Consider the following 25,816-nt stretch of genomic DNA (forward strand, 5'->3'; position numbering starts at 1 on the left):
ACGAAGGAGGATGACGGCAGTGATCGACAACACGCTGACGATTGCGATGCGGCTGGGAGCGTCGGTGCTGGTCGGCGGCCTGGTCGGCCTCAACCGCGACCTGCACCACAAGCCGGCCGGCGTGCGCACGCACGCGCTGGTCAGCCTCGGCGCGGCGCTCGTGGTGGTGGTGGCGCTGCCGCCGGCCCTCGACGATCCGCACCGCTACGACGCGCTCAGCCGCGTCGTGCAGGGCGTGCTCACCGGCATCGGCTTCCTCGGCGCGGGCGTGATCCTGCGCAATCCGGACAAGCAGCACATCAGCGGACTGACCACCGCCGCGACGGTCTGGTTGACCGCGCTGCTCGGTGTCGCCTGCGGCGTCGGTCAGTACGTGCCGGTCGCGATCGCCTCGGTCATCGGTGCGATCGTGCTGCTGCTGGGTGGACGTTTCGAACGGGCGGTCCGTCGAAGCTGGCTGAAGGAGACGCCGCCGCCGGTTCGACCGCCGCAGGAATAGGGGAGGCGGCCATGGCCGAACTGCACGAATGCGAGATCGCCGGGCTGCGTCCGACGCAGATCACGGTCGGCATGATCGAGGTCGAGGACAAGCGCAAACATCTCGACGCGATGGGCCATCACGAACGCCGGGATTTCCTGGAAGCGCGGCCGATTCCCGCCGTGTCCGGGCCCGACGGCAAGCTCTACATCACCGATCACCACCATCTCGCTCGCGCCCTGTCCGACGGCGGCTACGACAGCGGCTATTTCCTGATCGAAGCGGATCTGTCGACCCTGGCGCCCGATGCGTTCTGGAAGACCATGCAGGAGCGCCGCTGGGCGCACCCGATCGACGCGCGCGGGCAGCGCCAGTCGACCGATGACATTCCGCATCACGTCGACAAGCTCGTCGACGATCCGTATCGCAGCCTGGCCGGCTACGTGCGCGAGCGCGGCGGCTACGCGAAGACGCCGACCGCGTTCGCCGAGTTCGTGTGGGCGGACTTCTTCCGCCCGCGCGTGGTCATCGGTGCGCAGCGCCGCGATTTCGACGTGGCCGTCGAACAGGCGCTGGCGCTCGCGCACGGCGTGGCGGCGCGCGAGCTGCCCGGGTACCTCGCCGAAGCGCGCTGAGCGCCGGCTCGACGCGCCGCGGTCAGGCCGGGCGCGTCTTCTGCCGGCCGCGACCGCCGCGCCGGCGCGGCTTCTTGCGCGCTTCCGGATTGGCTTCGGTACCGGCGGAGGCGTGCGGCCGGCGCGCGTGACGCTGCGGGCGGGCGCCGCTGGGCTTCTGCGTCGGCCGCGCCGTGCCGTCGGCACGCAGCGGCCGCGACGGCTCGAAGCCGGCGATCGGGGCGATCTCGATCTCCTGCTTGAGCAGGCGGCGGATGTCGCGCAGCAGGCCTTCTTCTTCGTGCGAGACCAGCGAGATCGCCAGGCCCTCGGCGCCGGCGCGGCCGGTGCGGCCGATGCGGTGCACGTAGTCCTCGGCCACCATCGGCAGGTCGTGGTTGATGACCATCGGCAACTGGTCGATGTCCAGGCCGCGCGCGGCGATGTCGGTGGCGACCAGCACGCTGACCTTGCCGCTCTTGAAGTCCGCCAGCGCGCGCGTGCGCTGGTTCTGGCTCTTGTTGCCGTGGATCGCGGCGGCGCGCAGGCCGGCCTTTTCGAGGATCTTGGCCAGCTTGTCGGCGCCGTGCTTGGTGCGGCCGAACACCAGCGTCTGGCGCGCGTCGTTCTGCAGCAGGTGCAGCAGCAGGTCGCGCTTCTTGTCGGCGTCGACCGGATGCACGCGATGGGTGACCGTCGCGGCGATGCTGTTCGGCTTGGCGACCTGGATCTCGACCGGCTCGCGCATGAAGTCGCCGGCCAGCGCCTTGATCTCCGGCGCGAAGGTGGCCGAGAACAGCCAGGTGGTGCGGTTCTGGCGCGGCAGGTGGCCGAGGATGCGGCGGATCGACGGCAGGAAGCCCATGTCGAGCATGCGGTCGGCTTCGTCGAGGATCAGCACCTCGATGTGCGACAGGTTCACGCTGCGCTGCTGGATGTGGTCGATCAGGCGGCCCGGCGTGGCGATCAGCACGTCCACGCCGCGACGCAGCGCTTCGACCTGCGGCTGCATGCCGACGCCGCCGAAGATCGTCGTCGCGCGCACGCCCAGGTGCTTGCCGTAGGCGCGCACGCTCTCGTGCACTTGCGCTGCGAGTTCGCGCGTCGGCGTCAGCACCAGCGCGCGCGGTGTCTTCGGCTTGGACGGCGTGCGCTGGGTGACGTAGAGCCGGTGCAGCAGCGGCAGCGCGAAGGCGGCCGTCTTGCCGGTGCCGGTCTGTGCGCCGGCGAGCAGGTCGTGGCCTTCCAGCGCGGCGGGAATCGCGGCGGCCTGGATCGGCGTGGGATCGGTGTAGCCTTGTTCGGCCAGCGCGCGCAGCAGCGCAGGCGCAAGCCCGAGGGTTTCGAATGACATTTGAGGAACTCCGTTGCAGGAGCCGCGCAGTTGCACGTGGTCTCGATCGCAGGGATCGAGGGCCATCGACGCCGGACGCGGCGCTCCGGCCGTGATGAGGCCGGAATCGCTTGCAGCGTTCCCAGGAACCGCGCTGCGAGCAAGACGATTGGCGGATCGCGACGGCCCGAGTGGCCGTGGATTCCGGGTTTGGCGCGACGAAGGCCGAACGGCGCGGAACGTCTTCGGAGGAGGCCTTGCGGCATCCGGCGAGCCTGCGTTCCAGAGGGAAGATCGCGAAAGCGGCGCAACAAACTGCGCGCAGCATACACGAGACGGCGCCCGTCGGCCATTGGCGGCGTGCGGCGTTGACCCTGGTACGGGCCGGACCTAGGCTCCGGGGCTTGCCCGGCAAAGGAGTACCGATCATGGCGGTTCCCACCCTCGCGTGGTTCTACCTGCTGCTCGCCGGCCTGGCCGAGATCGGCTGGGCGGTGGGATTGAAGTACACCGAAGGTTTCACGCGTCCGCTGCCGACGGTGCTGACGGTGGCCGGCATGATCGTCAGCTTCTACCTGCTGTCGCTGGCGATGCGCAGCATTCCGCTCGGTACGGCGTATGCGGTGTGGACCGGCATCGGCGCGGTCGGTGCAGTGATCCTGGGCATGGTGCTGTTCGGCGAGTCGCGCGACCTCGCGCGCATCGGCTGCATCGCCCTGATCCTGTGCGGTGTGCTCGGCTTGAAATGGCTGGGCGGTTCGGCGCACTGACGTGCCCGGTGCGCGCGGTTAACGGGAGTCGGAAGGTCGATGAAGGAAGCGCAATACGCGGACGCCGCCGGCAGCGAAGCGGTGCGTCTGGACATCTGGCTGTGGGCGGCGCGCTTCTTCAAGACGCGCTCGCTGGCCAAGCAGGCGGTCGAGGGCGGCAAGATCGAAGTCAACGGCGCGGCGGGCAAGCCGGCCAAGGCGGTGCACGCCGGCGACGTGCTGAAGATCGTGCGCGGCGAGGAGCGTTTCGAGCTTCGCATCACCGCGCTGAGCGGACAGCGCGGCCCGGCGTCCGCGGCGCGTACGCTGTACGAAGAATCCGAGGCCAGCCTTGCGGCGCGCCGCGAAGCGGCCGAGCTGCGCCGCCTGCAGGGGGCCGGCTACGCCAAGCCGCCGACCAAGCCCGACAAGCGTGCGCGCCGGCTGATCCGCGCGCTCGGCGACATCGACGCCTTGTGAGCGAAGGCGGCGGACGGGCCATGCGCCCGTCCGCCGCGATCCGTCAGGCGCTGCGGCGTGCCGCCAGCGCGTCGCGCACGCCCTGCGCGTAGGCCGGATCGGCTTTCCCGAAATGCGCCAGCTGGCGCTGCACGATCGCGTCCGGCACGCCCTGCATTGCCGCGGCGATGTTGCCGCACAGCTGGCGCTTCTGCTCGTCGCTCATCAGGCGGAACAATGCGCCGGGCTGGCCGTAGTCGTCGTTGCCGGCGCGGTGGTCGTAGCGATCCGCGTCGCCGTCCAGGCGCAGCGGCGGCTCGCGATACTCGGGCGCCTGCGCTGGGCCGCCGAACGAGTTCGGTTCGTAGTTCACGCTGCCGCCGCCGTTGCCGTCGAAGCGCATCTGCCCGTCGCGCGCGTAGTTGTGCACCGGGCAGCGCGGCCGGTTGACCGGCAGCTGGTCATGGTTGATGCCCAGGCGGTAACGCGCCGCGTCCGCGTACGAGAAGATGCGGAACTGCAGCATCTTGTCCGGCGAGTGGCCGATGCCCGGCACGACGTTCGCCGGCGAGAAGCTCGACTGCTCGACCTCGGCGAAGTAGTTCTCCGGATTCGCGCTCAGCTCGAGCACGCCGACCTCGATCAGCGGATAGTCCGCGTGCGGCCAGGTCTTGGTCAGGTCGAACGGGTTGTACGGCGTCTTGTCGGCGTCGGCCTCCGGCATCGCCTGGATGTACATCGTCCACTTCGGGAAATCGCCGCGCTCGATCGCCTCGTAGAGATCGCGCTGGTGCGATTCGCGATCCTCGCCGATGACCTTGGCCGCTTCCTCGTTGGTCCAGTTGCGGATGCCCTGCTGCGTCTTGAAGTGGAACTTGACCCAGTGCCGCTCGCCGGCCGCGTTGACCAGGCTGTAGGTGTGGCTGCCGAAGCCGTCGACGTTGCGCAGGCTGGCCGGCAGGCCGCGGTCGGAGAACAGGATCGTCACCTGGTGCAGCGACTCGGGCGACAGCGACCAGAAGTCCCACATCGCGGTGGCGCTGCGCAGGTTGGTGCGCGGATCGCGCTTCTGCGTGTGGATGAAATCGGGGAACTTGTACGGATCGCGCACGAAGAACACCGGCGTGTTGTTGCCGACCAGGTCCCAGTTGCCTTCGTCGGTGTAGAACTTCAGCGCGAAGCCGCGCACGTCGCGCTCGGCGTCGGCCGCACCGCGCTCGCCGGCGACGGTCGAGAAGCGCAGCAGCAGCGGCGTCTTGCGGCCGATGCCCTGGAACAGGCCCGCCTTCGAATAGCGGCCGATGTCCTGCGTGATCGTCAACGTGCCGTACGCGGCCGAACCCTTGGCGTGCACGACGCGCTCGGGGATGCGTTCGCGGTTGAAGTGCGCGTGCTTCTCGAACAGCTGGTAGTCCTGCACCAGCAGCGGACCGCGCGGGCCGGCGGTCAGGCTGTTCTGGTTGTCGGCCACCGGTGCGCCGGCGTCGGTGGTCAGGGTTTGGGGACGTGTGCTCATGGTGGCTCCGGCTGGCTGGGTAGGCGGGCGGTGCGCTGGCTGGCGGCGGCTGGCTGCGCGGGTCGGGGGCCACTATACGGAGCCGCGAACCGATGAGGAATTCGATTGTTCCGATGCAATCGATAGATACAGATTATCGAAAATCAGGCCGGCACCACGTTCGCCACCGGTGTCCGGACGGTTGCCGCCTCGCGCCGCTCCGCCGCCGCCTTGCGCAGCAGGGCGGCGACCGCATCGGCCTGCGTCAGCGGAATCATGTGGCCGCCGTCGAGAAGGTGCAGGGCCGCGCCCGGCACGGCGGCGGCCAGCGGCAGACCGTGCAGCGCGAGCGGACAGATCGGATCGTCCCGGCCGAAGACCACCTGCACGGGCAGCGACAGCGACGGATAGCGCGGCGCCATGGCTGCCAGCGCTGCCGGCAGCGCCACCATGTCCGCCGAGGCGGCGATGAAATTGCCGGGACGCGCACCGAGCGCGCCGCCGCCTTCGACATCGAAGCCCGGCGTGACCGCGTCGGGCGCGAATACCGCGGCGAGCATGCGCTCGTGCGCGAGCTGTCCCAGCGGCGTCGCCAGCGTCCAAGCCAGCACGCGGCGCAGCACGGGCGAGGGCACGTCCAGCCCCTTGAACGGTGCCGGCGGTTCGCGCACCTCGTGGCTGGCCGGCGAGAGCAGCACGAGGGAGCCCACGTGATCGGGGAAATCCAGTGCCAGCGCGAGCGCCAGCGCACCACCCATCGAATGGCCCACCACCAGCGGCTGGCGCAGGTCCAGTGCGCGCAGGAAGGCGGCCACGATTCTCGCCTGCTCGAACAGGTCCGGCTGGGCTGCGGACGCGGTGGTCGAGTAGCCGCAGCCGGGCCGGTCCAGCGCGACCACGCGATGGTCCGGCGCCAGACGCTCGATCAGCGCGTGGAAGTTGCGCAGGTTTCCGCCCAGGCCGTGCAGCAGCACGACGACGGGACCGCGGCCGCGATCGACGTAGTGCAGGCGCGCGCCGTCGACGTCGACGAACCGGCCGAGCGGAGGTACACGCGCCTGCGCGCGGCGCGCGACCGCCGCGGTGTAGGCGACCAGAGCCACGAGCAGGACGAGCAGCGCGGCGAGGATCGCGACCGCTGCGGCGACGAAACCCATCGCCGCGCGCTCAGCGCCACGCCGCCGCGCACAGCGCGTCGCAGGCGGCGAACGGATCGTGCGTGCGCTCCCAGGCCTCGAGCCAGTTGCCGTAGTTGTGGATGGTCGGTTCGTGGGTCGGATGGAAGCCGGGCCGGAAGTAGACCAGCAGCTTGCCCGTGAGCGAACCGTAGACGCCCTTGCGCGGGCCGTGGATCCACAGGAAGTTCTTCGCGTGCAGGCGCAGGCGCTGCCAGCGCGTGAAGCCGTCCGCGGCGAGCATGCGGTCGATGTAGCGGTAGGTGAAGTCGATCATGTTCTTCATCGCGAACAGCATCGCCGCCGCGCGCTTGAAGTAACCGACGCCGGCCACCTTCTGCATCACGTCGAAGGCGACGGACTTGTGCTCCATCTCCTCGATCGCGTGCCAGGCGAACAGCGCCTTGATGCGCGGCTCGGCGCCGTCCATCACCGAGGCCTTGGCGAAGTAGGCGAACGCCATCGTCGCGGTGAAATGCTCGACCGCAGCCGTGTTGGCCACGTTGAACTCCGGCGAGTAGCGCCGCGTCCAGGCGTCGAACTTCTCCTTGGCGTCGCGGATCAGGTCCTCCATCGGCAGGCCCTGGCCTTCGAGCATGCGGTTGTAGCGCGTGTGCGCCAGGCCGTGCTGGCCTTCCTGGCGCATGAAGTCGCGTACTTCCTGCTGCATCACCGGGTCTTCGACGCGGTCGCGGAACGCGCGCACGCTGGTGATGAAGTAGCGCTCGCCGTCGGGGAAGCCCGACTGCACGGCGTCGAAGAAGCGCGTCTTGTAGGCGTCGCCGCGGAACCAGTACCGCGGGATGGTCTCGTCGATGCGGAAATCCAGGTGCTCGCGGGGGACGATCGTCTCGTGGTGCGAAAGCGGCCTGTTCATCGTTCTGCTCCGGGGTGTCTTCGGTTCGTCGTTCCCGCGCCAGCGGGAATCCCTTTGCGGTTCGTCGAGGAGAGGAAGGTCAAGGTGGATTGCCGCTTTCGCGGGAGTGGCCGGCGACGAGGCGCGCATCGGCCCCGTTCGCCCGGTGCGTGCGCCGATGGATCGCCTGGATCAGCGCCGCATAGCCGCATGGCAGCAGGCGCTGGATCTTGTCGAGCACGAAGGCGTCCGGCCCGACCAGCACGCGCCGATGGTTGCGGCGCACCGCCTTCAGGATGGTCCGCGCCGCGGCGGCGGCGGTGGTGATGAAGTGCTTCTCGAATTCGCGCGCGGATTCGAGCGGATCGACGCCGAGCGCGGCGACGCTGGCGTCGACGCGCGAATTCCTCGCGATCGCCGTCTTGATGCCGCCCGGATGCACGCAGGTCGCCGACACGCCGCAGTCCATCAGGTCCAGCTCCTGGCGCAGCGATTCGGTGAAGCCGCGCACGGCGAACTTGGCCGCGTGGTAGGCCGAAGCGCCTGGCGAGGCGAGCAGGCCGAACAGGCTGGAAGTGTTCACCACGTGGCCGTCGCCGCTCGCCTTCAGGTGCGGCAGGAAGGCCTGCGTGCCGTGCACGACGCCCCAGAAGTTGATGTCCATCAGCCACTGGAAATCGGTCAGGCGCATCCCTTCGACCGTGCTGGCGAGGCCGACGCCGGCGTTGTTGAAGACGAGATTGACCCTGCCGTGCTCGCGTGTGGCCGCGTCGGCCCAGGCGAACACGGCGCTGCGGTCGGCCACGTCCAGCGCCGTCACGCTGATGCGTACGCCGCTGCCGGCGCGCTGCGCCAGTTCCCGTGTCTGTGCCAGGCCCGTCTCGTCCACGTCACCGAGCGCGAGATGGCAGCCTTCCCGTGCCAGCTGCACGGCCAGCTCGCGCCCGATGCCGGAGGCGGCGCCGGTGATCGCGGCGACCTTGTCGGTGAAGTGCTTCATGCCGCCGCCTTGCCGGGTTCGGCCGCCGTTTCCGGCGTGCTGCGCGAGAAGCGCAGCGCGCTGTGCGCGACCGGGCCGAACTTCAGGCCGAACAGGTCGAGCAGGTAGTTCTGCCGCAATCGCCACGGTGCCCGCGCCCCCTGCTGCGGAAACTGCGCAAGCGAGCGCAGCACGTAGCCGGAGGTGAAATTCAGCAGCGGCAGCGAAGGCTCCAGGCTCGCCGCCTCGGTCCTTGGCACGACCTGCGCGTGGCCGTGCCGGTCCATGTGCGCGAGCAACCGGCAGACGAACTGCGAGACGAGGTCGGCGCGCAGGGTCCACGAGGCGTTGGTGTAGCCGACGCAGAACGCGAGGTTCGGCACGTCGCGCAGCATCACGCCCTTGTAGGTGTGCGAGCGGCCGAGTTCGAGCGGCCGTCCGTCGACGCTGATGCGCGCGCCGCCGAACGCCTGCAGCTTCAGCCCGGTGGCGGTGACGACGAGATCGGCCGGCAGCACCTGTCCGGATTGCAGGCGGATGCCGTCCTCGACGAACGCGTCGATGCGATCGGTGACGATCGAAGCGCGTCCGGCACGGATCGCCTTGAACAGGTCGCCGTCGGGCACCAGGCACAGGCGCTGGTCCCACGGCTCGTAGCTCGGCCGGAAATGCGTGTCGAAGGCGTAGTCCGCCGGCAGGAATTTCTTCTGCGCGTGGCGGATCAGGCGCTTGAACGTCTCCGGCGCGCCGCGCGCGAAGGCGAAGAAGAACATCGTCAGGGCGATGTTCTTCGCCCGCGCGAGGCGATGTGCCGTCGCCGCGGGCAGATGCCGGCGCAGCCACGTCGCGGCCTTGTCGCGGGCCGGCAGGCTGGTGACGTAGGTCGGCGAGCGCTGCAGCATGGTCACGTGTGCGGCGCTCGCGGCCAGCGCCGGCACCAGGGTCACCGCGGTGGCGCCGCTGCCGATCACGACCACGCGCTGGCCGGCGTAGTCGATCGATCCGGGCCAGTCCTGCGGATGCACGACCACACCGCGGAAGTTCTCGCGCCCCGGAAATTCCGGCGCGTGGCCGCCAGCGTAGTCGTAGTAGCCGCTGCAGACGTAGAGGAAACCGCAGGTGTACTGGCGCCGCTCGCGGTTCTCGCCGGTTTCCACGTCCACGCGCCACTTCGCCTCGGACGAGGACCAGGCCGCGGCGATCACGCGCTGGCGGTAGCGGATGTGCCGATCGATGCCGAACTCGGCCGCCGTCTCGCGCAGGTAGTCCAGGATCAGGCCGCCGTCGGAGATCGACTTGTCCGCCGTCCATGGCCGGAACGAATAGCCGAAGGTGTACATGTCCGAATCGGAGCGGATGCCCGGATAGCGGAACAGGCTCCAGGTGCCGCCCAGTTCTGCGCGGCTTTCGAGGATCGCGTACGACTTGCCGGGCAGCCGGCTCTGCAGGTAGTAGCCGGCACCGATGCCGGACAGGCCCGCGCCGATGACGAGTACGTCGAGATGTTCGGCCGCCATGCGTCTTCCCTCGAACCGCAGCGTGGTGGCAGCTTGCTCCGCCGGGCACGGGCCGGCTTGACCCTGCGCGACAATGATTTGACACTGCGCGACATGACCACGATGGCGCGTGCCGCCGTTCTGCGCGGCTTTCCGGAGCTGGTGACCCGACTCGGCGGCGATCCCCGCGCGCTGCTGCGCAAGCATCGTCTGGATCCGCGCGTGCTCGAAAACGAGGATGCGCTGATTCCCTCGCGCGCCAGCATCGAGCTGCTCGAAGACAGCGCGCGCCTGCTGCAGTGCCCGGACTTCGGCCTGCAGCTCGCGCAGTTCCAGGACGTCTCCACCTTGGGTCCGCTGGCGATCGCGATCCAGCATGCGCGCAGCGTGCGCGAAGCGGCGGCCAGTGCCTCGCGCTTCATCTTCATCCAGGGCACCGACGTCGCGTTCACCCTGCAGCCGGCACCGGATGATCGCCACTGCGCCGAACTGCGCTTCGAGTTCCTCCAATCGCAGACGACGAGCTGCCGGCAATGCACGGATCTGGCCATCGGCCTGACCCATCGCATCATCAGCCTGCCGTTCGGCGGCAGTTATCCGCTCGACCGTGTGCTGCTGCCGCACGAGCCACTGGCGCCGGCCTCGACCTATGCGCGCTTCTTCGGCGCGCCGGTGCGTTTCGCGCAGGCCTACGCGGCGCTGCGCGTGCCGGTGGCGTTCCTCGAGCAGCCGCTGCCCGATTTCAACGAAACCCTGCGCGCGCTGGCGGTCAGCTATCTGGAGCGGAACTACGCCGACCGCGAGCACCCGCTGTCCGCGCGCGTGCGCCTGGTTCTGTCCAAGAGCCTGGGTTCCTCGCAGGCCGAGATCGCCGGCGTGGCGTCATTGCTGGCGATGCATCCGCGCACCTTGCAGCGCCAGCTGGCGGAGGAGGGCTCGACCTTCGAAGCGATCCGCGACCAGGTGCGCCAGCAGGCCGCGCTGCGCTACCTGGTCTCCACCGAGCTGGCGCTGACGCAGGTGGCGACCCTGCTCGGATTGTCCGAGCAGTCGGCGCTGACGCGCTGCTGCAAACGCTGGTTCGACAAGACGCCGTCGGAAATCCGCAACGAGGCGACGCAGCCGGCGGGCGCCGTGCGAAAGCAGGCATCGGCGCGCTAGCGCGCCTGGGGTTTCGGCTTCGCCCCGGCCGCGGCGGCTTTTTCCTCGGCGATGCGCGCATCGAGCATGGTTTGCGCGCGTTCCGCGTAGACGCGGCAGGCCTGCGCATCGATGAACGGATTCGGTTCGGCCTGCGCCTGCTGCAGCTTGCGATCGAGTCCGCTGACGTCCGGATGCGCCGTGATCAGGATGTCGCAGGGCAGGGCTGCGACCTTGCGGATGCTGGCGCGGAAACGCGCGCTCAGATCGCCGTGCGTGTCGTCGGCGAGGTAGTGGAATCCCGGTGCCGAGATCGAGTTCAGGCTGTCGGCGTAGACGAGATTCACGCAGCGGCCGTTCTCGCAGGATTTCCAGGTCCAGCTGGTGCTGCCGGGCGTGTGCCCGAAGGTGTCGTGCGCGGTGATCTCGACGCCGCCCAGGCGCAGCACTTCGCCGTCGCGCATCTCGCGCGTCGCGCCGGTGACCGGCGGCGCCTTGGCGCCTTTGCGGACGTAGCCGTACTGCGGATCGTCGGGCACCGCATGGCCGAGTTTCAGCCCCTGCACGCCGGACGCGCTCGCCACCACGGTCGCACCGCTGTCGCGCTGCAGGGCGGGGATGCCGCCGGCGTGATCGAAGTGCGCGTGCGAGTTGAGGATGTATTTGATGTCCTCGACCTTGAAGCCGAGCTGGCGGATGTTCGCCTCGATCAGCGGCACCGACTGCGGCAGCGCGCCGTCGATCAGGATCAGCCCGTCGTCGCTGCGGATCAGCACCGAGCTGAGGCCGGCGACGCCGACGTAGTAGGTGTCGCCGTGGATCTTCACCGGCGTCTGCGCACGGTTCCAGCGGTCGGACCACTCGCCGGGGATCGGCCGGGTGAGCGGATCGTCGGCCGCCGTGGCGGCCGCGGCGGTGCAGAGCAGGGCGAGACCGAGCGCCAGCGTCGAACCGGGCGAATGCGTCATCGAGGAAATCCGTCAGGGAAGGGATCGGCAGCCGCGTCGTTCGATGCGGCGAGGGGCGAGTCTGGCCGTTGCGGCTGGCCGCGCCGGGGACACGGGATGGCGAAATCCTGACGTTTCCGCTTGACTGTCGAAAAACATATCTTAAGATATATCGAAAGACAGTCAGGAGAGATCCCATGCGTCATCCGTTCTTTCACCGCGCCCGCGAATGCGCGGACCATTTCGAACAGGCCTTCTGGTTCGGCCGGCATCCTCGCGAACGCGGCTTCGGACCGTTCTCCGCCGGTTTCATGGGCGGCGGCCTCGGCGGGCACGGCTTCCGCAGCGGGCGCAAGCTCGGTTCGAGCGAGCTGCAGCTCGTGCTGCTGGCCCTGCTCGCGGCGCAGCCCAGCCATGGCTACGAACTGATCAAGGCGCTGGAGGAGCGCTCCGGCGGCTTCTACAGCCCCAGTCCCGGCATGGTGTATCCGGCGCTGACCTACCTCGACGAAGTCGGCTATGCCGAGGTCGAGGTCGAAGGCGCGAAGAAGCGCTACAGCATCAGCGCAGCCGGCCGCGAGTATCTGCGCAAGCACCAGCAGGCGGCCGATGCGATCCTCAGCCAGCTCGAGCGGATCGGCGCCAAGATGGGCCGCGTGCGCGACATCTTCTCCGGCGAGGCCGAGGACGGGGGCGACGAGGCGGACGAACGCGGCGGCGGTCCGGCCGAGGTCTGGTTCGCGCTGCGCGAGCTGCGCCACGCGCTGCGCGGAAAGCGCCACGCCGGCGCCAGGGAAGCGCGGCGCATCGCCGAAATCCTGCAGCGCGCGGTGGCCGAGATCACGGGGCGCGAGAAGTGACCGCCACGGCGGTCGCGCCGGCGATGCCGCTTGCGGGCGCCGGCACGTTGCGCGACGCGCGCGTCGAGTCGGTCGTCGCCGCGATGCGTGCGTCGCCGGACGACGAGCATGTCTCGCGGGGTTCGGAGGCGGGCGAGCTGATGTACCTGCTGTGCCGCGCGCTGCGTGCGCGCCGCGTCGTCGACTGCGGCGCGTCGAGCGGCCTGTCGACGCTGTATCTCGCCGCCGCCGTGCGCGACAACGGCGGCGGCTGCGTGCTCGGCGCGGAGATCGAGCCGCGCAGCATCGCCGCGGCGCGCGATCGCCTGCGCGCCGCCGGGCTGGAGGCCTACGTCGAATGGCGCTGCGGCGACGCGCGCGACACACTGCGCGATACCGGCAACGACATCGACCTGGTGCGGATCGGCTTGTGCGGCGCCGCTGCGCTGCAGGTGCTGCAACTGCTGGCGCCGCGGATGCAGGGCGGCGCCGTCGTTCTCGCCGACGGCGGCAGCAGCGACTATCTGGCCTGGGTGCGCGATCCCGCCAGCGGAATGCGCTCGATGCGCCTGTCGCTGCGCGAGACGATCGAACTGTCGATCAAGGCGGCCTGATCCGCCGGCTGCGCGGTCAGACCAGTTTCTTCAGGCGATAGAGCGCTTCGAGCGCCTCGCGCGGGCTCAGCGCGTCCGGATCGAGGGCGCGCAGCGCTTCTTCGGCCGGCGAGGGCATCGGCGGTGCGAACAGGCCGAGCTGCGGCGATCCCGCACGTGCCGGCGCCGGCGGCACCGTCTCCGCCGCCGAGGCGACGGGCGGACGTTCGAGCCCTTCCAGGTACTGGCGCGCCTGCGCGATCACCGGCTTGGGCAGACCCGCCAGCGCCGCCACCTGCAGGCCGAAGCTGCGGTTGGCCGGACCTTCCTTGACCGCGTGCATGAAGACCAGCTGGTCGCCCTGTTTCTGGTCGTGATACTCGACCGCGTCGAGGTGCACGTTGGCGATACCTTCGTACTCGGCGGCCAGCTCGGTCAGCTCGAAGTAGTGCGTGGCGAACAGCGCGAACGCGCGGTTGGTCGCGGCCAGCGCGATCGCGCTCGCGCGTGCCAGCGCGAGGCCGTCGTAGGTGCTGGTGCCGCGGCCGACCTCGTCCATCAGCACCAGGCTCGACGCGGTGGCGTTGTGCAGGATGTTCGCCGTCTCGCTCATCTCGACCATGAAGGTCGACTGGCCGCGCGCGAGGTCGTCGCCGGCGCCGATGCGCGTGAAGATGCGGTCGACCGGACCGATCGTCGCCGCGTCCGCCGGCACGTAGCTGCCGATGTGGGCGAGCAGCACGATCAGCGCCGCCTGGCGCATGTAGGTCGACTTGCCGCCCATGTTCGGGCCGGTCACGATCAGCATGCGGCGGCCTTCGTGCAGGTCCAGGTCGTTCGGCTCGAACGGATCCTCGCGCACGCGCTCGACCACCGGATGACGGCCGCGCACGATGCGGATGCCGCTTTCCTCCGACAGTTCCGGGCTGTTCCAGCGCAGCGCGTCGGCGCGCTCGGCGAACGTCGCCAGCACGTCGAGTTCGGCCACCGCCGCCGCCGCGCGCTTGAGCGCCGCCAGGCGTTCGATCAGGAAATCCAGTACCGCGTCGTAGAGCACGCGCTCGCGCATCAGCGCGCGTTCGCGTGCGGACAGCACCTTGTCCTCGAACGACTTCAGCTCCTCGGTGATGTAGCGCTCGGCGCCCTTCAAGGTCTGCCGCCGCGTGTAGTGCGTCGGCGCCTTGTCCGACTGCGCCTTGCTCAATTCGATGTAGTAGCCGTGCACGCTGTTGTAGCCGACCTTCAGGGTCGGGATGCCGGTGGCGGCCTTCTCGCGCTCCTCGAGGTCGATCAGGAACTGGTCGGCATTGGTCGACAGCAGGCGCAGCTCGTCGAGGTCGGCGTCGAAGCCGGGGCGGATCACGCCGCCGTCGCGCAGCAGCACCGGCGGCGTCTCCACGATCGCCGCGGCGAGGTGCGCGGCCGTGTCGGCGTGGTCGCCTATCTGCTCCAGGAGCGCGGCGATGAGAGGGCTTCGCTCTTGTTGGGAAGTGCGGCCAAGGATGGCCGCTTCTTGATCCTCGCGCTCATGGACGAGCGCACGAACCAGCTTCGGCGCCGAGGCCAGTCCGTCGCGCAGCGTCGAAAGGTCGCGCGGGCGCGCCGAGCGCAGCGCCACGCGGGCGAGGATGCGTTCCAGATCGCCGATGCCGCGTAGCACGTCGCGCAGGCCGTCGAAGCGGCGCTGATCGAGCAGCGCGTCGATCGCCTGCTGGCGCCGCCTGAGCACGCTGCGATCGCGCAGCGGCCGGTGCAGCCAGCGTCGCAGCAAGCGCGCGCCCATCGGCGTGATGGTCGAATCGAGCACGCCGAGCAGGGTGAATTCGTTGCTGCCGCTGGCGTGCGCGTCGAGTTCCAGATTGCGCCGCGTCGCCGCGTCCATCGCGATCGTCTCGCTGGCGTTCTCGATCGCGAGCCCGGTCAGGTGCGGCAGCGCGGACTTCTGCGTCTCCTCGACGTAGCCGAGCAGGGCGCCGGCGGCGGCCACCGCCAGCGGCACTCCCTCCACGCCGAAGCCGGACAGGTCGCGCGTGCCGAAGAAGCGCGCCAGCTCGCGCTGCGCGGTGGTCGCCTCGAAATGCCAGGGGCCGCGCTTGCGCAGGCCGGGCAGGGAGGTGACGAACTTCGGCCAGGCGACGTCCTCGCCGACCAGGGTCTCCGCCGGCGTCAGCCGCGCCAGCTCGGCGGCGAGCGCCTCGGCGTCGCCGGCTTCGCTGAGCAGGAAGCGGCCGGTCGACAGGTCGATCCAGGCCAGGCCGAACCCGCTGCGCCCGGCCGCGATCGCCAGCAGCAGGTTGTCGCGCCGCTCCTCCAGCAGCGCCGCGTCAGTGACCGTGCCGGGCGTGACCACGCGCACGACCTTGCGCTCGACCAACCCCTTCGCCGCCGCCGGATCACCGATCTGCTCGCAGATCGCCACCGATTCGCCCAGCCGCACCAGCCGTGCCAGATAGCCTTCTGCGGCGTGGTAGGGCACGCCGGCCATCGGAATCGGCGCGCCGGCCGAAGCGCCGCGCTGGGTCAGGGTGATGTCGAGCAGGCGCGCCGCCTTGCGCGCGTCCTCGTAGAACAGCTCGTAGAAATCGCCCATGCGGAAGAACACGAGCGTGTCGGGGTAGTCGGCCTTCGCGGCAAAGTACTGGCGCATCAAAGGGGTATGCGACGAGGATTCAATTTTTTCCATTAATATCAGTATATTATGGTTTATTTCGATGGATTCTCTGAACGATTCTAGGGCATTCTCAGCCATGCTCTGTACGCCCTCGCGGACGCGCTCCGGCTCTTTAGTAGGTTCCGAACCTATCTGGCGGGTCGCACGTCAACTCGCTGGCATCGAGCAGTCCTTGTGTCGGTCTGGTTGCCAATGAAGGCCGCGCGCCATTCGCCGATGCACTCCGGGCAAGGCTGGCGACACGCCGATTCCGAAGAAATAACGGAGATGTCCGCCGACGCCGCATTGCTGGTAATCGACGCGCAGAAATCGTTTCGCCATCGCCCGTACTTTCTTGAGGAACAGGTGCCGGCCTATGCGGAACGTCGGTAGATGCCGATCGACGACGCCGAAACTGAAGATGTTGCAGTGAGCGGGTGCTGGCCGGCATCGCCGAACCGGCCGATGTCTGATGACGGCGGACGACACGCCACGTCAGCGTGTTCGCCGCGGCGCCGCCACGCGCCTTGTTGCTCGCCCTCGGCAGCTCACCAAAGCGGGGGCAGTTTACCTCCGTGCTACCATCGAGAAACCGTACGTTTCACGGCCACGAATCTCCCAATGGACCGAGTACTGCCGACCACGGCGTCGGCGGGTGCGTGTCTGCGGGGTATGCGCCAGGGCCGAAAAGGCTTCACTGGCGTCGCCGAACAAGGAACGGTTGCGGTTACGGCGCCCTCGGCGTGGTCCAGTCCGTGTCCAGCATGCCCGACGATTCAATCACCCTGCTGCTGCATCGTTGGCGATCCGGCGACGTAGAAGCGCTCGAGCACCTGCTGCCGAAAGTCTATGCCGACCTTCGCGCGCTGGCGCGCCATCAGCTGCACGGCAATCGCGGGAGCACCCTTCAGCCGACCGCGCTGGTCCACGACATGCTGCTGCGTTTCATGCAGGGCAACAAGGTGTCGCTCAACGACAGCGCTCATTTCTTCAAGGCGGCCGCGCGCACGATGCGCAATCTGATCGCCGACCGCGCGCGCCGCGCACAGACCGACAAGCACGGCGGCGGCTATCAGCGCACGGATCTGCTCGATGCGCTGCAACTGCCGGTTCCGGCGGACACCGATCTCGAACTGCTCGATGCGGCGTTGACGGACCTCGAAGCGATCAAGCCGGATCTCGCGCGCATCGTCGAGCTCCGTTACTTCGTCGGCCTCAAGGTGCACGAGGTCGCCGCACTGCTCGGCGTCGACGAGAGCACGGTCTACCGCGATTGGGCATTCGCCCGCGCGTGGTTGCGTGAGCGGATGCATTCGTGATGGACGCCGCCTCGTTGCGGCGCGATCGTCGGGCATACGCCGCATTCGGCGAACTGTTCGCGCTGCCGCCGCCTGCGCGTGCGGCACGTCTGGCCGAGATCGGGCAGCAGGACGACGACCTGGCGCAGGCGCTCCGCCGCCTGCTCAGCGCGGCGGACGACGAAGCGAACGCCGCTGCCGCCGAATGCGACCCGAATCGTGATTCGCTCGGCGAGTCTTTCGCATCGGCACCGCCCGATCGCTCCGGCGCTCTGATCAGCGGGCGTCTGCGCCTGCTGCGCCGACTCGGTGTCGGCGGCATGGGCGAGGTCTACCTCGCCGAGCGCACCGACATTCAGCAGCAGGTCGCGCTGAAGCTGGTTCGCGGCGACGTGTCCAACCCGCCCGGCCGCGCTCGCCACGAACGGCAGATTCTGGCGCGGCTCGGACATACGCACATCGCCGGCCTCATCGACGCCGGCATTTCCGATTCCGGCGAACCCTGGTTCGCGATGGAGTACGTGGAGGGCGAGCCGATCACGGACTGGTGCGATCGTCGCCGGCTCGATCTGCGCGCGCGAGTGCGGCTGTTCGGCCAGATCTGCGCCGCAGTCCAGTTCGCGCACAAGAATCTGATCCTGCACCGCGATCTGAAGCCCTCGAACATTCTCGTCAATGCCCAGGGCACGCCGAAGCTGCTCGACTTCGGCATCGCCAAGCTGTTCGACGCCGAGGATGGACGGGAAACGCAAACCTTCGCGTTGACGCCGGCCTACGCGGCACCGGAGCAATTGCGCGGCGAGCCGGCGACCACGGCGAGCGATGTCTACCAGCTCGGCCTGGTGCTGTACGAACTCGCCGGCGGCGTCAGTGCGCAAGACGCGCGCAAGGCTCTGCCGCGCCATGCCGACCCTGCCTTGCTGCCGCGACTCGACCAGGCTCTGTCGACGCTCGCCGCGCGCGATCGTCCGCGCGCACTGGCGGTCGCGCAGGCGCGCAGCACCGGTTTCGACCGCCTGCGTCGCCAGCTGAAAGGCGATCTCTCGCGCATCCTCGCCAAGGCAGTCGCCGACGATCCGCATCTGCGCTACGCCAGCGCGCAGGCGCTGGCCGACGACCTCCACCGCTGGGCCGGTGGCCTGCCGGTCGAGGCTCGGCAGGGCTCGTACACGTACCGGTTCGAGAAAGCGCTGCGCCGCCATCCGTTCGCGGCGACGGCGATACTCGCGTTGAGCCTCGGTATGGTCGCGGCCAGTCTGATCGCGTTCGACAGCGCGCATCGCGAACGCGTGCAGCGCGACCGTGCCGAGCAGCAGCGGCGCGCCGCGGAAGATCAGCGCAAGCTGGCCGAGGAACAGCGTCGACACGCCGAGGAGCAGCGTCGCCATGCCGAATCGCTGCTCGGTTTCATGCGCGACGTGTTTCGATTGGGCGATTCGAGCGCATCGCACGGCGTCACGGTCGAGAGCGCGGCCGAGATGCTGCGTCGAGCCAGCGCCGGCCTCGAACGACGCACGGACGTCGACGACACCACCCGTGCCGTCTTGCTCACGCAGATCGCCGATGTCTACCAAGACCTCGATCGAATGGAACTCGCCCTCGGCCCGGCCGAGCGCGCGCATGCGCTGCTGTCTCCACAAAAAGACCGGTATCCGTCGGAGTACCTGCTCGGCGTGCAGGTCCTTGCCGAGGTCTACAGCCACCTCGGCCGCAGCCAGGACGTCGTGACGCTCGTCGACGCGGCCTTGCCGCTGGCGGGCAAGGCGCTCGACGACAGCAACCCGTGGCGCGCGACGCTGCTGGCCGCACGCGGACACGCGAAGTTCGTGCTCGGCAACGAGTCCGATGGCATGGCGGACGAGAATGCCGCGTTGGCGGAACTCGCCGAGGCGGGCGATCGCAACAGCGCCGCCGTCGCCAACACGTTAGTCACCGCTGCGGTCGTCTTCGACGCCGGCGGCGAGATGCGGCGCGCGGTCGAGCTGAACGAGCGCATCGTCGCGCTGGCCAAATCCGATCCGACCGCGGTCGAGCAGACCACGTTGCTGGCCACGCAGGTGAACCTCGGCCTGCTCCATTATCGGCTCGGCGAAATGCAGGCTGCGCTGGACAGCGCGGAACCGGTGATCGAACGTGCGCAGGCCCTGTTGGGCCCCGGTCACGCCATCGCGCGTTTCGCGCGCGTCATCGTCGCGCGTGCCAGGCTGGCGATGGGCGACTATGCGCGCGCGCGCGAACAGATCGAGCAGGCTCGCGCGCTGGCGCCCGCCTCGGGGGGCGACCCCAACGTACGCATCATCACCGATACCGCGCGACTGCGGCTGGCGCTGTATTCCGGCCAGTTTCAATCGGCCCAGACGCAGGCGCGGGAGCTGGTCGACTTCGCGCGTTCCTCCGGTCGCACCGAGCAGCAACGGGCCAATCAGACGCGTCTGCTCGGCGAAGTCTTGTTGCAGCGGCGCGACGCCGAGGGCGCCATCGAGACATTGCAGCGCGCCCGCCGATCGTTCATCGAGATCGGCGGCCAAAAACAGGTGGAAATGGGCGAGATCGAAGACAGCCTCGGCCGGGCCTATTCGCTGCGCAGGGATTGGAGTCAGGCGCGCGTGCACCTGCAGGATGCCGTTGCGTTCTTCCGCGAAATCCAGGGCGAAGACAACCCCAACACCTTGCGCAGCGAAATCCATCGGGTGTGGGTCGATGCGCTGGCGACGCGCGACGTGGCCGGGCTCGATCGGCTCGCCGAGAAGCGTGCCGCGCTGATCGCGGCGCTCGGCGACGAGGCCAGGCCGCAGGTCTGGCAGCTCGATCTGTTGGTCGACGATCTCGCTCGAACGCTGGGCCGGCCCGGCATCGAACCCGCCCGGCGCGCGCACGCCGAGGCCGAACTCGCCCGGATGACGGGGCGCCGCGTTCCTCCGCGCTTCGTCGGGCTCAACGCGTTCTGATTTGCGCGTCGCGCGCCGAGGTTTTTCGAGAGGGTCCTGCGTGAGGCGCGAGGCGGGGAGCCTGCGATGCCCGAGGGCCGGACATGCCGCGTATTGGATGGCGCGCCGATGCGGCCCGCCGTGGCGCCGTGTCGAAAAAGGGGCGCGCCGCCGAGCGGCGCGCCCCGTATACCCGCGTCAGCCGCCGTCGAAGCCGTCGTCGAAGATCGCGTCGCCGGGTGCCAGGACGGTCACGTTGACGGGGACTTGGATCAGCGATGGCATCGGCCCCTTGGTCGCGAGACACACCTGGGTCGTGTACTGACCGGGGCTGAGGCTCGTCGCGTCCACGCTGACGACGAGGTCCTGCGCGGCTCCGGCCTCGATCGAGCCGGCCGCCGGCGATACCTGGAGCCACGGGCTGGTGGTCGGATCGGCGCAGCCGATGCCGGACGCGCCGGGGTCCAGATGCGGCGCGATCAGGATGTGCGACCAGTTTCCGGCGAAGTAGCTTTGCCCGGACGTGTCGGCGACGAACCCCATGAACGTCGCATGCGATTGCGGCGAGGCGTTGGCTCCAGGAAAGAACACCGGCAGTGCCGGGAAGTCCTCGACCGAATACTCGACGACGAGATCCTTGCCGACGGTATCGTCGACCGTGCCGCTGACCGGAATCCGCAGCGTCGCGTCCGGGGTGCCATCGACGGTCACGGTCGCGCTGCCGATCGGCGTCAACTGCGCGGGATCGAGCGTGTCGACCGGCATCTCGTGAGGCGCCGTGTAGAGGTTGACGGTCAGCGGCATGCCGGCCGGAGAGCGCTCGATGCCGATGGTCACGGCGTCGACCGTCGCCGTCGCGCTGACCTGCGGGTGCTCGTCGAAATAGAAGCGCCGGTACCAGCGCGTGCCGCTCGTGCCGGTGATCTCCTGGCATGAACCGTCGGCGCATATCGGCAGCACCTTGCCGACGCCGGCGGCGGGTGAGTCGTCGCTCGTCTGGGTCAGCGTGCGACCGTCGTCCAGCGCGAAACGCAGCGACGTTCCGCCGCCGTCATTGGCCAGCCGCAGCGTGGCGGACGTGTTCGCGCCGGCGGCGAGCGAGATTGCCAAGGAGGCCGGCGTGATCGCGGACTGCGCGGGAAAATCGAAAACGTCGACGACCCCGCTCGCGCCGTAGAAGCCAATCGAGGTGCTGTAGCACGCCGCCAAGATCGCCGTTCCGTCGATCGCCACGCCGCCGCAACCCGTCCCGTCGAGGTAGTTGCCGTCGTAGTCGAGGGTGCCGCCTTGGCGCTCGATCGTGTCGGACAGACTCCAGACGCCGTTCGATCGGCTGAACGCGTAGACAGTGCCGGGCGTGGTGGTCTGGTTGTTGGTGCCGCCTTCGTCCTCCGTGGCTGAATTCGTGAAAGGTGCGCTGACGACCACAAGATCGCCGCTCAACGCCACCTGAGATCCAAACCCATCGCTTTGCGCGTTGTTTTCGGGCTCCAACACCTGTGTGGGCGTCCAGCCCTCGGCCGATTCCGCGAAGAGGCAGGCGACACCTAAGGTTTCCCCTGTAGTCGCCGCGTATGACGCAGTGACGAGCGCCGTGCCGCCGTCCAAGGCAACGGAACCACCGAAGCCGACGGAGGCGCCCGGCAGACTGCCGCAGGCATCCAGACGTTGCCCCTGGGTCCAGGTTCCATTCGATTCGGTGAAGAAGTACGTCGCGCCCCGATAGGCTTGGCTGCCGTCGGACGACGAGGCTCCTCCGGCGCTGATCAGCGCGATCGATCCGTCGATGGCCACGGACCGGCCGAAGGCATCGCCCCAGCCATTGGGATCGTTGGGAGCGGCATGGACCTCGAGCACCTGCGTCTGGCTCCACACGCCATTGCTTTCGGAAAACGCATAGACCTTGCCGTCGTTGCCTGGGAACCTCGCGTTTGCAATCAAGGCCTTGTCGCCTTGCAGCGCCATGCTGTGACCGAAAGCGTAGCCGTTGACCGCGATCCCGTCGGTCAGCACTTGCGTCTGGCTCCAGCTGCCATTGGACCGCTTGAAGACGTACACCTTGCCGGGATTGGGGCGATGGAAATTGGCGACGAACAAGGTATCGCCGGAAAGGGCCACCGCCGTGCCGAAGCGGTCGTCCTTGACGCCGTCGTCGGCGACCAGCCGCTGAACCTGTCGCCACCGTCCGTCGATCTTCTGGTAGATGTAAACGGCCCCATTTCCGCGGGCGGTTGCAGTGCTGATATCGGACGGGTCCCAGCTGTCGAGGCTCGCGCCTACCGCCAAGGTATCTCCGGACCGTGCGATCGCGCGACCGAAGAAGTTGCCGGAGGCCTCGGGATTGACTGGAAAAACTCCGTCGTAGCCTGCGCCCGTCAGCGCCTGAACTTCCCGGCGGCCTGACGGCGTACCTTGCGGAGTCAGCGATGAGGTCGTCGCGACGAGGCTTGCGATCCAGGGCGGTTGGCGCAGAGCGGCGAGCGCCGGCGAGGGCGGCATGTGGGCGAGCGGCATCGTCGGCGGCAAGCGGGTCGTGGCCGGCGCCGCCGCTGCCGCGGCCGCCGCACTCAGGCAAAGCGGCCACGCCAGGGCCAGAAGGGTGTCGAGCGTTTTCATGGGGTCCTCTCCGGGTTCTCGGCTGAAACAATCGAAGGCCGACGCGCGTGCCGAACACGGCCACGGGGCCGACCTTTCGCCGTAAACGAGAAATCGCGAGGAAACCTCGCACGCGACACGAACGTCGTGTCGTCGGATGCGCTCGTGGTGCATGTGCGGAACGGATACGTGGTCGGTCCCGGTATCGGCTGCCCCAGCACCGGTTCAGGTGCAAATTCGGTGAATCGTCGGCGTCCCGGCCGATCGCTGCGGCGCCTCGCACGACCTCATGGTCACGGCCGAAGCGATCAACTTCGATCCCGGACGCTCCACGATGCACAGCACCGCTCGATTCATCAATGCGCCGGAACGTCCGCTCCCGCCCGCGGCGGTTCGCTGCTGATGTCGGCCGGCAGCGGCCGTTCGCCGGCGAGCGACCGCGCATGCGCGAACGCGCTGCGCCAGGCTTCGGTGTGGCCGAGGGCGTGATACAGACGCGCCTGCAGCACGGCGGCGTCGTAGTTGCGCGCGGCGTAGCGATCGACGAGGCCGACCACCGGCACCGCGCGCTCGAGCTCGCCGCGCGCGATCAGCGCGTCGGCGTAGGAGATCGCCACGTCGGCGACGTCCAGCGGAACGCCGTCCTGGTTGGCCATGGCGAGCGCGTCGGCGTAGAGCGTGCCGGCCTCGTCGGGGCGATGCGCGCTTTCCGCCTGCTCGGCCTGCGCCAGCCGGGCGTGGACGAGGTAGCTGCGGTTGCCGGACTGGTCGGCCCAGGCGGCGAACTGCGCGACGGCTTCGGCGGCGTCGCTTTCGCGGCCGAGGCGGCGCAGGGCGCGGATGGCGATGGTCCAGGCGTCCTGCCGCGTGGCGGCGAACTCGGGTGCCAGCAGGGTTTCGACGACCGGCCCGGCCAGGTCCAGCGCGGCCTGCGGGCGGTCGCCGGCCAGTTCGATGCGCGCGCGCTCGGTGTCGCTGATCGCCCAGATCTCGGCTTCGCGCGCGTGGTCGACGGCGCGCGAGAGTTCCTCCAGCTGGGTCAGCGCCTCGCTCCAGCGGCCGACGTCGGCGAGCGCCTGCGCGCGCCGGACCTGCACCAGATGGGTGGCTTCGATGCTGGCGAGATGGCCGAGCAGGGACAGGCTGCGCTCGCTGGCGGCCAGTCCTTCGTCGGGTTCGAGCAGCAGGCGATGCGCCAGCACCTGGTTGGTCACCGCATTGGCCTGCTCGCCGGCGACGCCGAGCCGCTCGAAGTGCTTTTCCGCGCGCACGAAGCTGGCCAGCGCGTCGGCGGGGTGGCTGCGCAAGCCGTTGAGCGCGCCTTCGTTGAGCTCCACCAGGGCGATGCCGAGCGTGTCGCCGGCGAGCTGCATGGCGATGCGCGCCTGGGCGAAATCGGCCAGCGCGGCGTCGTTGCGGCCGAGCACGGAGCGCGCTACGCCGCGCCGCATGTAGGCCTTGCCGAGCTGCGCCGGCGCATCCAGCCCCTTCAGCAGCGCCAGCGCCTCGCTCGTTTCCTGCTCGGCCTCGGTGGCGCGGCCCATGCGGATGTGCGCGGCGGCCAGCTGGCTGACGATGCGCGCGCGCAGCAGCGGATCGGTCTCGGCGGGAACGCCGGGCAGCAGGGCCAGCAGCGCGTTCGCCGCGGCCTCGTTGCGGCCGGCGGTGAAGTCGATCGCGGCCTGGCGCAGCCGTACTTCCGGCGTCGCGCGCATCGCCTCGGAGGTACCCGCCAGCAGCCGCCGCGCGCCTTCGACGTCGTCCACGAGCAGGGCGGCGTCGACGCGCGAAAGCAGTTCCTCCGCCGGCCCCGCCGGCAGTTCGCCCGCGGCGTCGGCAGCCGGACCGAACGCGCCGAGCAACCGCTCGGCGGCGAGCCGCGCCGCACCGATCGGATCGTCGGCCCGGCCCTGGAACTCGCGCGTCGCGCCATTGCGTTCGCTCAGTTCCAGATGCGCGATCCAGCCGGAATCGGACTTGCGCAGCATCGGCGCCACGATCCAGCGCGGGTCCAGCGCCGCCTTCAGCGCGGCCGGCATCGCCTTCGGATCGGATACCGAGCGCATCACCGGAATGACGTTCTCGCTCGGCGCGACGATCTGCCCGGCCTTGCGCAGGCGCCCGGCGACGAATTCCATCGCGCCCAGCCGCAGCCAGTCCCACTCGCCGGCGGCGTCGACGACCACCGGCAGCACCGCGACGGTGCGATCGGCTTCGGGCGGCACGGTGGCGGCCGGTGCGACGGGCGCGGCCGGTATCTTCTCGTGGGCGGCGCGCAACCACAGCAGCAGGCCGGCGGCGACCAGCGCCAGCAACAGCACGGCGGCGACGGCGAAGGCGCGACGGGAGGGTTTCTTCGCCGGCGCGGCCGGAACACTCGCGTCCGCCTGCGGAACGTGCGCCGGCGCGGTGTCCGACGCGGGTTCGGGGACAGGCGGCAGGTCGGGGCGGGCGGGAGCGTCGTCGTCCTCGACCGTCTCGGCGACCCAGCGGTAGCCGAAGCCGGCGACGGTGCGGATGGCCTGCTGCGTCTCGCCCGAATCGCCCACCGCGCGGCGGGCGCGCAGGATCACCTGGGCCAGCTGGGTGTCGGCGACGTCGACCTTGCCCCACAGGCCGGCCATCAGCTCGTCGCGCCCGACGGCGCGGTCGCGGTGCTCGATCAGGTAGGCGATGCAGTCGAACACGCGCGGCGACAGCTGCAGCAGGCGGCCGTCGTCGGACAGTTCGCGTGTCGCAAGATCGATGAGCCGGGAGCCGAAGCGAAGACGTCGTGCCACGCGCAGCAGGGTAATCGGCGGGCGCGGAACTGACCAGAGCGGGCCGGCAACGGGCCGTCGATCCGGCGCCGACGGCGACCCGGGCCGCGCCGGCCGCCGATGCGCCCACGCGCCGCAACTGCCTGCACGCAGGGGAATTTTCCCGTCCGCCACCGCCGCCGGAATCGCGCGTAAAACCTCCTGAAACACGCCGTAAGCGTCTTTGCAACACGGATCTCAAGCTGCGTGCCGGCTGCATTGCTAGCGTGCCGGCGTCGACAATGCAGTGTCGACGCGGCTCGGCGAAGGGCGCCGGGCGGACCCGCATGGACGGATTCCTCCGCGCCCTGCCGTCGGCGTCGTCGGCGTTTTTCCTGAAATCCTTCGCGGGAGCGGGGAAACATTTCTCCCATGTCGGCCCGGGAGGCCGCCCG

General features: G+C 69.4%; 20 protein-coding genes. 10 read left to right on the forward strand and 10 right to left on the reverse strand.

The window, feature by feature from the left end; genetic code table 11:
- Window positions 1-10: 10 nt before the first annotated feature.
- Together ACFO6Q_RS15235 and ACFO6Q_RS15240 are read left to right on the forward strand one after the other, a co-directional pair.
- Window positions 11-499 carry an MgtC/SapB family protein gene (locus tag ACFO6Q_RS15235; protein ID WP_380021961.1) on the forward strand — a complete coding sequence of 163 codons (489 nt, stop codon included), beginning with the start codon at window positions 11-13 and terminating at the stop codon, window positions 497-499.
- 11 nt (window positions 500-510) lie between these two features.
- The gene (locus ACFO6Q_RS15240; protein WP_380021962.1) at window positions 511-1,113 is read left to right on the forward strand and encodes a ParB-like protein; all 603 of its coding nucleotides are present in this window, start codon (window positions 511-513) and stop codon (window positions 1,111-1,113) included.
- 22 nt (window positions 1,114-1,135) lie between these two features.
- On the opposite strand, the gene ACFO6Q_RS15245 is transcribed toward ACFO6Q_RS15240, so the two are convergent.
- Entirely contained in the window at window positions 1,136-2,446 is a 1,311-nt protein-coding gene (locus ACFO6Q_RS15245; protein ID WP_380021963.1) for a DEAD/DEAH box helicase, read from the reverse strand.
- A 407-nt stretch (window positions 2,447-2,853) separates the two neighbouring features.
- Here ACFO6Q_RS15245 and sugE point away from each other — a divergent pair, with 407 nt between their 5' ends.
- Entirely contained in the window at window positions 2,854-3,195 is a 342-nt protein-coding gene (gene sugE / locus ACFO6Q_RS15250) for a quaternary ammonium compound efflux SMR transporter SugE (protein WP_380021964.1), read from the forward strand.
- A 39-nt stretch (window positions 3,196-3,234) separates the two neighbouring features.
- A complete protein-coding gene (locus tag ACFO6Q_RS15255; RefSeq protein WP_380021965.1) occupies window positions 3,235-3,654 on the forward strand; it encodes an RNA-binding S4 domain-containing protein in 420 nt (139 codons plus the stop codon).
- A 43-nt stretch (window positions 3,655-3,697) separates the two neighbouring features.
- Here ACFO6Q_RS15255 and ACFO6Q_RS15260 read toward each other — a convergent pair whose 3' ends face one another.
- From ACFO6Q_RS15260 to ACFO6Q_RS15280, 5 genes are all read right to left on the reverse strand, one after another.
- Window positions 3,698-5,149 carry a catalase gene (locus ACFO6Q_RS15260; RefSeq protein WP_380021966.1) on the reverse strand — a complete coding sequence of 484 codons (1,452 nt, stop codon included), beginning with the start codon at window positions 5,147-5,149 and terminating at the stop codon, window positions 3,698-3,700.
- A 143-nt stretch (window positions 5,150-5,292) separates the two neighbouring features.
- Window positions 5,293-6,285 carry an alpha/beta fold hydrolase gene (locus ACFO6Q_RS15265; RefSeq protein ID WP_380021967.1) on the reverse strand — a complete coding sequence of 331 codons (993 nt, stop codon included), beginning with the start codon at window positions 6,283-6,285 and terminating at the stop codon, window positions 5,293-5,295.
- A 10-nt stretch (window positions 6,286-6,295) separates the two neighbouring features.
- Window positions 6,296-7,180 (reverse strand): metal-dependent hydrolase, encoded by an 885-nt coding sequence (locus tag ACFO6Q_RS15270; RefSeq protein ID WP_380021968.1) that lies wholly within the window; start codon window positions 7,178-7,180, stop codon window positions 6,296-6,298.
- A gap of 79 nt (window positions 7,181-7,259) precedes the next feature.
- On the reverse strand, window positions 7,260-8,159 hold the full coding sequence (locus ACFO6Q_RS15275; protein ID WP_380021969.1) for an SDR family NAD(P)-dependent oxidoreductase: 900 nt from the start codon (window positions 8,157-8,159) through the stop codon (window positions 7,260-7,262).
- A complete protein-coding gene (locus ACFO6Q_RS15280; protein WP_380021970.1) occupies window positions 8,156-9,655 on the reverse strand; it encodes a flavin-containing monooxygenase in 1,500 nt (499 codons plus the stop codon). The genes ACFO6Q_RS15275 and ACFO6Q_RS15280 overlap by 4 nt, the downstream gene beginning before the upstream one ends.
- A 93-nt stretch (window positions 9,656-9,748) precedes the next feature.
- Here ACFO6Q_RS15280 and ACFO6Q_RS15285 point away from each other — a divergent pair, with 93 nt between their 5' ends.
- A complete protein-coding gene (locus ACFO6Q_RS15285; protein ID WP_380021971.1) occupies window positions 9,749-10,795 on the forward strand; it encodes an AraC family transcriptional regulator in 1,047 nt (348 codons plus the stop codon).
- Here the strand turns inward: ACFO6Q_RS15285 and bla are convergent.
- Window positions 10,792-11,742 carry a subclass B3 metallo-beta-lactamase gene (bla, locus tag ACFO6Q_RS15290; protein WP_380021972.1) on the reverse strand — a complete coding sequence of 317 codons (951 nt, stop codon included), beginning with the start codon at window positions 11,740-11,742 and terminating at the stop codon, window positions 10,792-10,794. The genes ACFO6Q_RS15285 and bla overlap by 4 nt on opposite strands.
- Before the next feature lie 176 nt (window positions 11,743-11,918).
- Between bla and ACFO6Q_RS15295 the strand changes: the two genes are divergently transcribed.
- Complete coding sequence (locus ACFO6Q_RS15295; protein WP_380021973.1) at window positions 11,919-12,581, forward strand: PadR family transcriptional regulator; 663 nt, start codon at window positions 11,919-11,921, stop codon at window positions 12,579-12,581.
- Entirely contained in the window at window positions 12,578-13,174 is a 597-nt protein-coding gene (locus ACFO6Q_RS15300) for an O-methyltransferase (protein WP_380021974.1), read from the forward strand. Before ACFO6Q_RS15295 ends, ACFO6Q_RS15300 begins: the two co-directional genes overlap by 4 nt.
- Window positions 13,175-13,190: 16 nt before the next feature.
- On the opposite strand, the gene mutS is transcribed toward ACFO6Q_RS15300, so the two are convergent.
- Window positions 13,191-15,800 carry a DNA mismatch repair protein MutS gene (gene mutS / locus ACFO6Q_RS15305; protein WP_380021975.1) on the reverse strand — a complete coding sequence of 870 codons (2,610 nt, stop codon included), beginning with the start codon at window positions 15,798-15,800 and terminating at the stop codon, window positions 13,191-13,193.
- A 198-nt stretch (window positions 15,801-15,998) separates the two neighbouring features.
- Here mutS and ACFO6Q_RS15310 point away from each other — a divergent pair, with 198 nt between their 5' ends.
- The 3 genes from ACFO6Q_RS15310 to ACFO6Q_RS15320 all read left to right on the forward strand — a co-directional run bounded on the left by ACFO6Q_RS15310 (window position 15,999) and on the right by ACFO6Q_RS15320 (window position 20,049).
- Entirely contained in the window at window positions 15,999-16,196 is a 198-nt protein-coding gene (locus tag ACFO6Q_RS15310) for a hypothetical protein (protein ID WP_380021976.1), read from the forward strand.
- A 371-nt stretch (window positions 16,197-16,567) separates the two neighbouring features.
- Window positions 16,568-17,122 (forward strand): ECF-type sigma factor, encoded by a 555-nt coding sequence (locus ACFO6Q_RS15315; protein ID WP_380022215.1) that lies wholly within the window; start codon window positions 16,568-16,570, stop codon window positions 17,120-17,122.
- Window positions 17,122-20,049 (forward strand): serine/threonine-protein kinase, encoded by a 2,928-nt coding sequence (locus tag ACFO6Q_RS15320; RefSeq protein WP_380021977.1) that lies wholly within the window; start codon window positions 17,122-17,124, stop codon window positions 20,047-20,049. Before ACFO6Q_RS15315 ends, ACFO6Q_RS15320 begins: the two co-directional genes overlap by 1 nt.
- Window positions 20,050-20,226: 177 nt before the next feature.
- Here ACFO6Q_RS15320 and ACFO6Q_RS15325 read toward each other — a convergent pair whose 3' ends face one another.
- Both ACFO6Q_RS15325 and ACFO6Q_RS15330 read right to left on the reverse strand, forming a co-directional pair.
- Window positions 20,227-22,644 carry a hypothetical protein gene (locus ACFO6Q_RS15325; protein WP_380021978.1) on the reverse strand — a complete coding sequence of 806 codons (2,418 nt, stop codon included), beginning with the start codon at window positions 22,642-22,644 and terminating at the stop codon, window positions 20,227-20,229.
- Window positions 22,645-22,979: 335 nt separating this feature from the next.
- Window positions 22,980-25,403 (reverse strand): winged helix-turn-helix domain-containing protein, encoded by a 2,424-nt coding sequence (locus ACFO6Q_RS15330; protein WP_380021979.1) that lies wholly within the window; start codon window positions 25,401-25,403, stop codon window positions 22,980-22,982.
- Between the last annotated feature and the right edge of the window lie 413 nt (window positions 25,404-25,816).

The organism is Dokdonella ginsengisoli, from assembly GCF_042652785.1.
GTDB lineage: Bacteria > Pseudomonadota > Gammaproteobacteria > Xanthomonadales > Rhodanobacteraceae > Dokdonella_A > Dokdonella_A ginsengisoli.

What these genes read in the sequence shown, in the direction of transcription:
- ACFO6Q_RS15325 (WP_380021978.1), bottom strand. Translation starts at nt 22,644, where the DNA reads ATGAAAACGCTCGACACCCTTCTGGCCCTGGCGTGGCCGCTTTGCCTG.
- ACFO6Q_RS15295 (WP_380021973.1), top strand. Translation starts at nt 11,919, where the DNA reads ATGCGTCATCCGTTCTTTCACCGCGCCCGCGAATGCGCGGACCATTTC.
- ACFO6Q_RS15285 (WP_380021971.1), top strand. Translation starts at nt 9,749, where the DNA reads ATGACCACGATGGCGCGTGCCGCCGTTCTGCGCGGCTTTCCGGAGCTG.
- ACFO6Q_RS15315 (WP_380022215.1), top strand. Translation starts at nt 16,568, where the DNA reads ATGCCCGACGATTCAATCACCCTGCTGCTGCATCGTTGGCGATCCGGC.
- mutS (WP_380021975.1), bottom strand. Translation starts at nt 15,800, where the DNA reads ATGCGCCAGTACTTTGCCGCGAAGGCCGACTACCCCGACACGCTCGTG.
- ACFO6Q_RS15265 (WP_380021967.1), bottom strand. Translation starts at nt 6,285, where the DNA reads ATGGGTTTCGTCGCCGCAGCGGTCGCGATCCTCGCCGCGCTGCTCGTC.
- ACFO6Q_RS15255 (WP_380021965.1), top strand. Translation starts at nt 3,235, where the DNA reads ATGAAGGAAGCGCAATACGCGGACGCCGCCGGCAGCGAAGCGGTGCGT.
- bla (WP_380021972.1), bottom strand. Translation starts at nt 11,742, where the DNA reads ATGACGCATTCGCCCGGTTCGACGCTGGCGCTCGGTCTCGCCCTGCTC.
- ACFO6Q_RS15245 (WP_380021963.1), bottom strand. Translation starts at nt 2,446, where the DNA reads ATGTCATTCGAAACCCTCGGGCTTGCGCCTGCGCTGCTGCGCGCGCTG.
- ACFO6Q_RS15275 (WP_380021969.1), bottom strand. Translation starts at nt 8,159, where the DNA reads ATGAAGCACTTCACCGACAAGGTCGCCGCGATCACCGGCGCCGCCTCC.
- ACFO6Q_RS15240 (WP_380021962.1), top strand. Translation starts at nt 511, where the DNA reads ATGGCCGAACTGCACGAATGCGAGATCGCCGGGCTGCGTCCGACGCAG.
- ACFO6Q_RS15320 (WP_380021977.1), top strand. Translation starts at nt 17,122, where the DNA reads ATGGACGCCGCCTCGTTGCGGCGCGATCGTCGGGCATACGCCGCATTC.
- ACFO6Q_RS15260 (WP_380021966.1), bottom strand. Translation starts at nt 5,149, where the DNA reads ATGAGCACACGTCCCCAAACCCTGACCACCGACGCCGGCGCACCGGTG.
- ACFO6Q_RS15235 (WP_380021961.1), top strand. Translation starts at nt 11, where the DNA reads ATGACGGCAGTGATCGACAACACGCTGACGATTGCGATGCGGCTGGGA.
- ACFO6Q_RS15270 (WP_380021968.1), bottom strand. Translation starts at nt 7,180, where the DNA reads ATGAACAGGCCGCTTTCGCACCACGAGACGATCGTCCCCCGCGAGCAC.
- sugE (WP_380021964.1), top strand. Translation starts at nt 2,854, where the DNA reads ATGGCGGTTCCCACCCTCGCGTGGTTCTACCTGCTGCTCGCCGGCCTG.
- ACFO6Q_RS15280 (WP_380021970.1), bottom strand. Translation starts at nt 9,655, where the DNA reads ATGGCGGCCGAACATCTCGACGTACTCGTCATCGGCGCGGGCCTGTCC.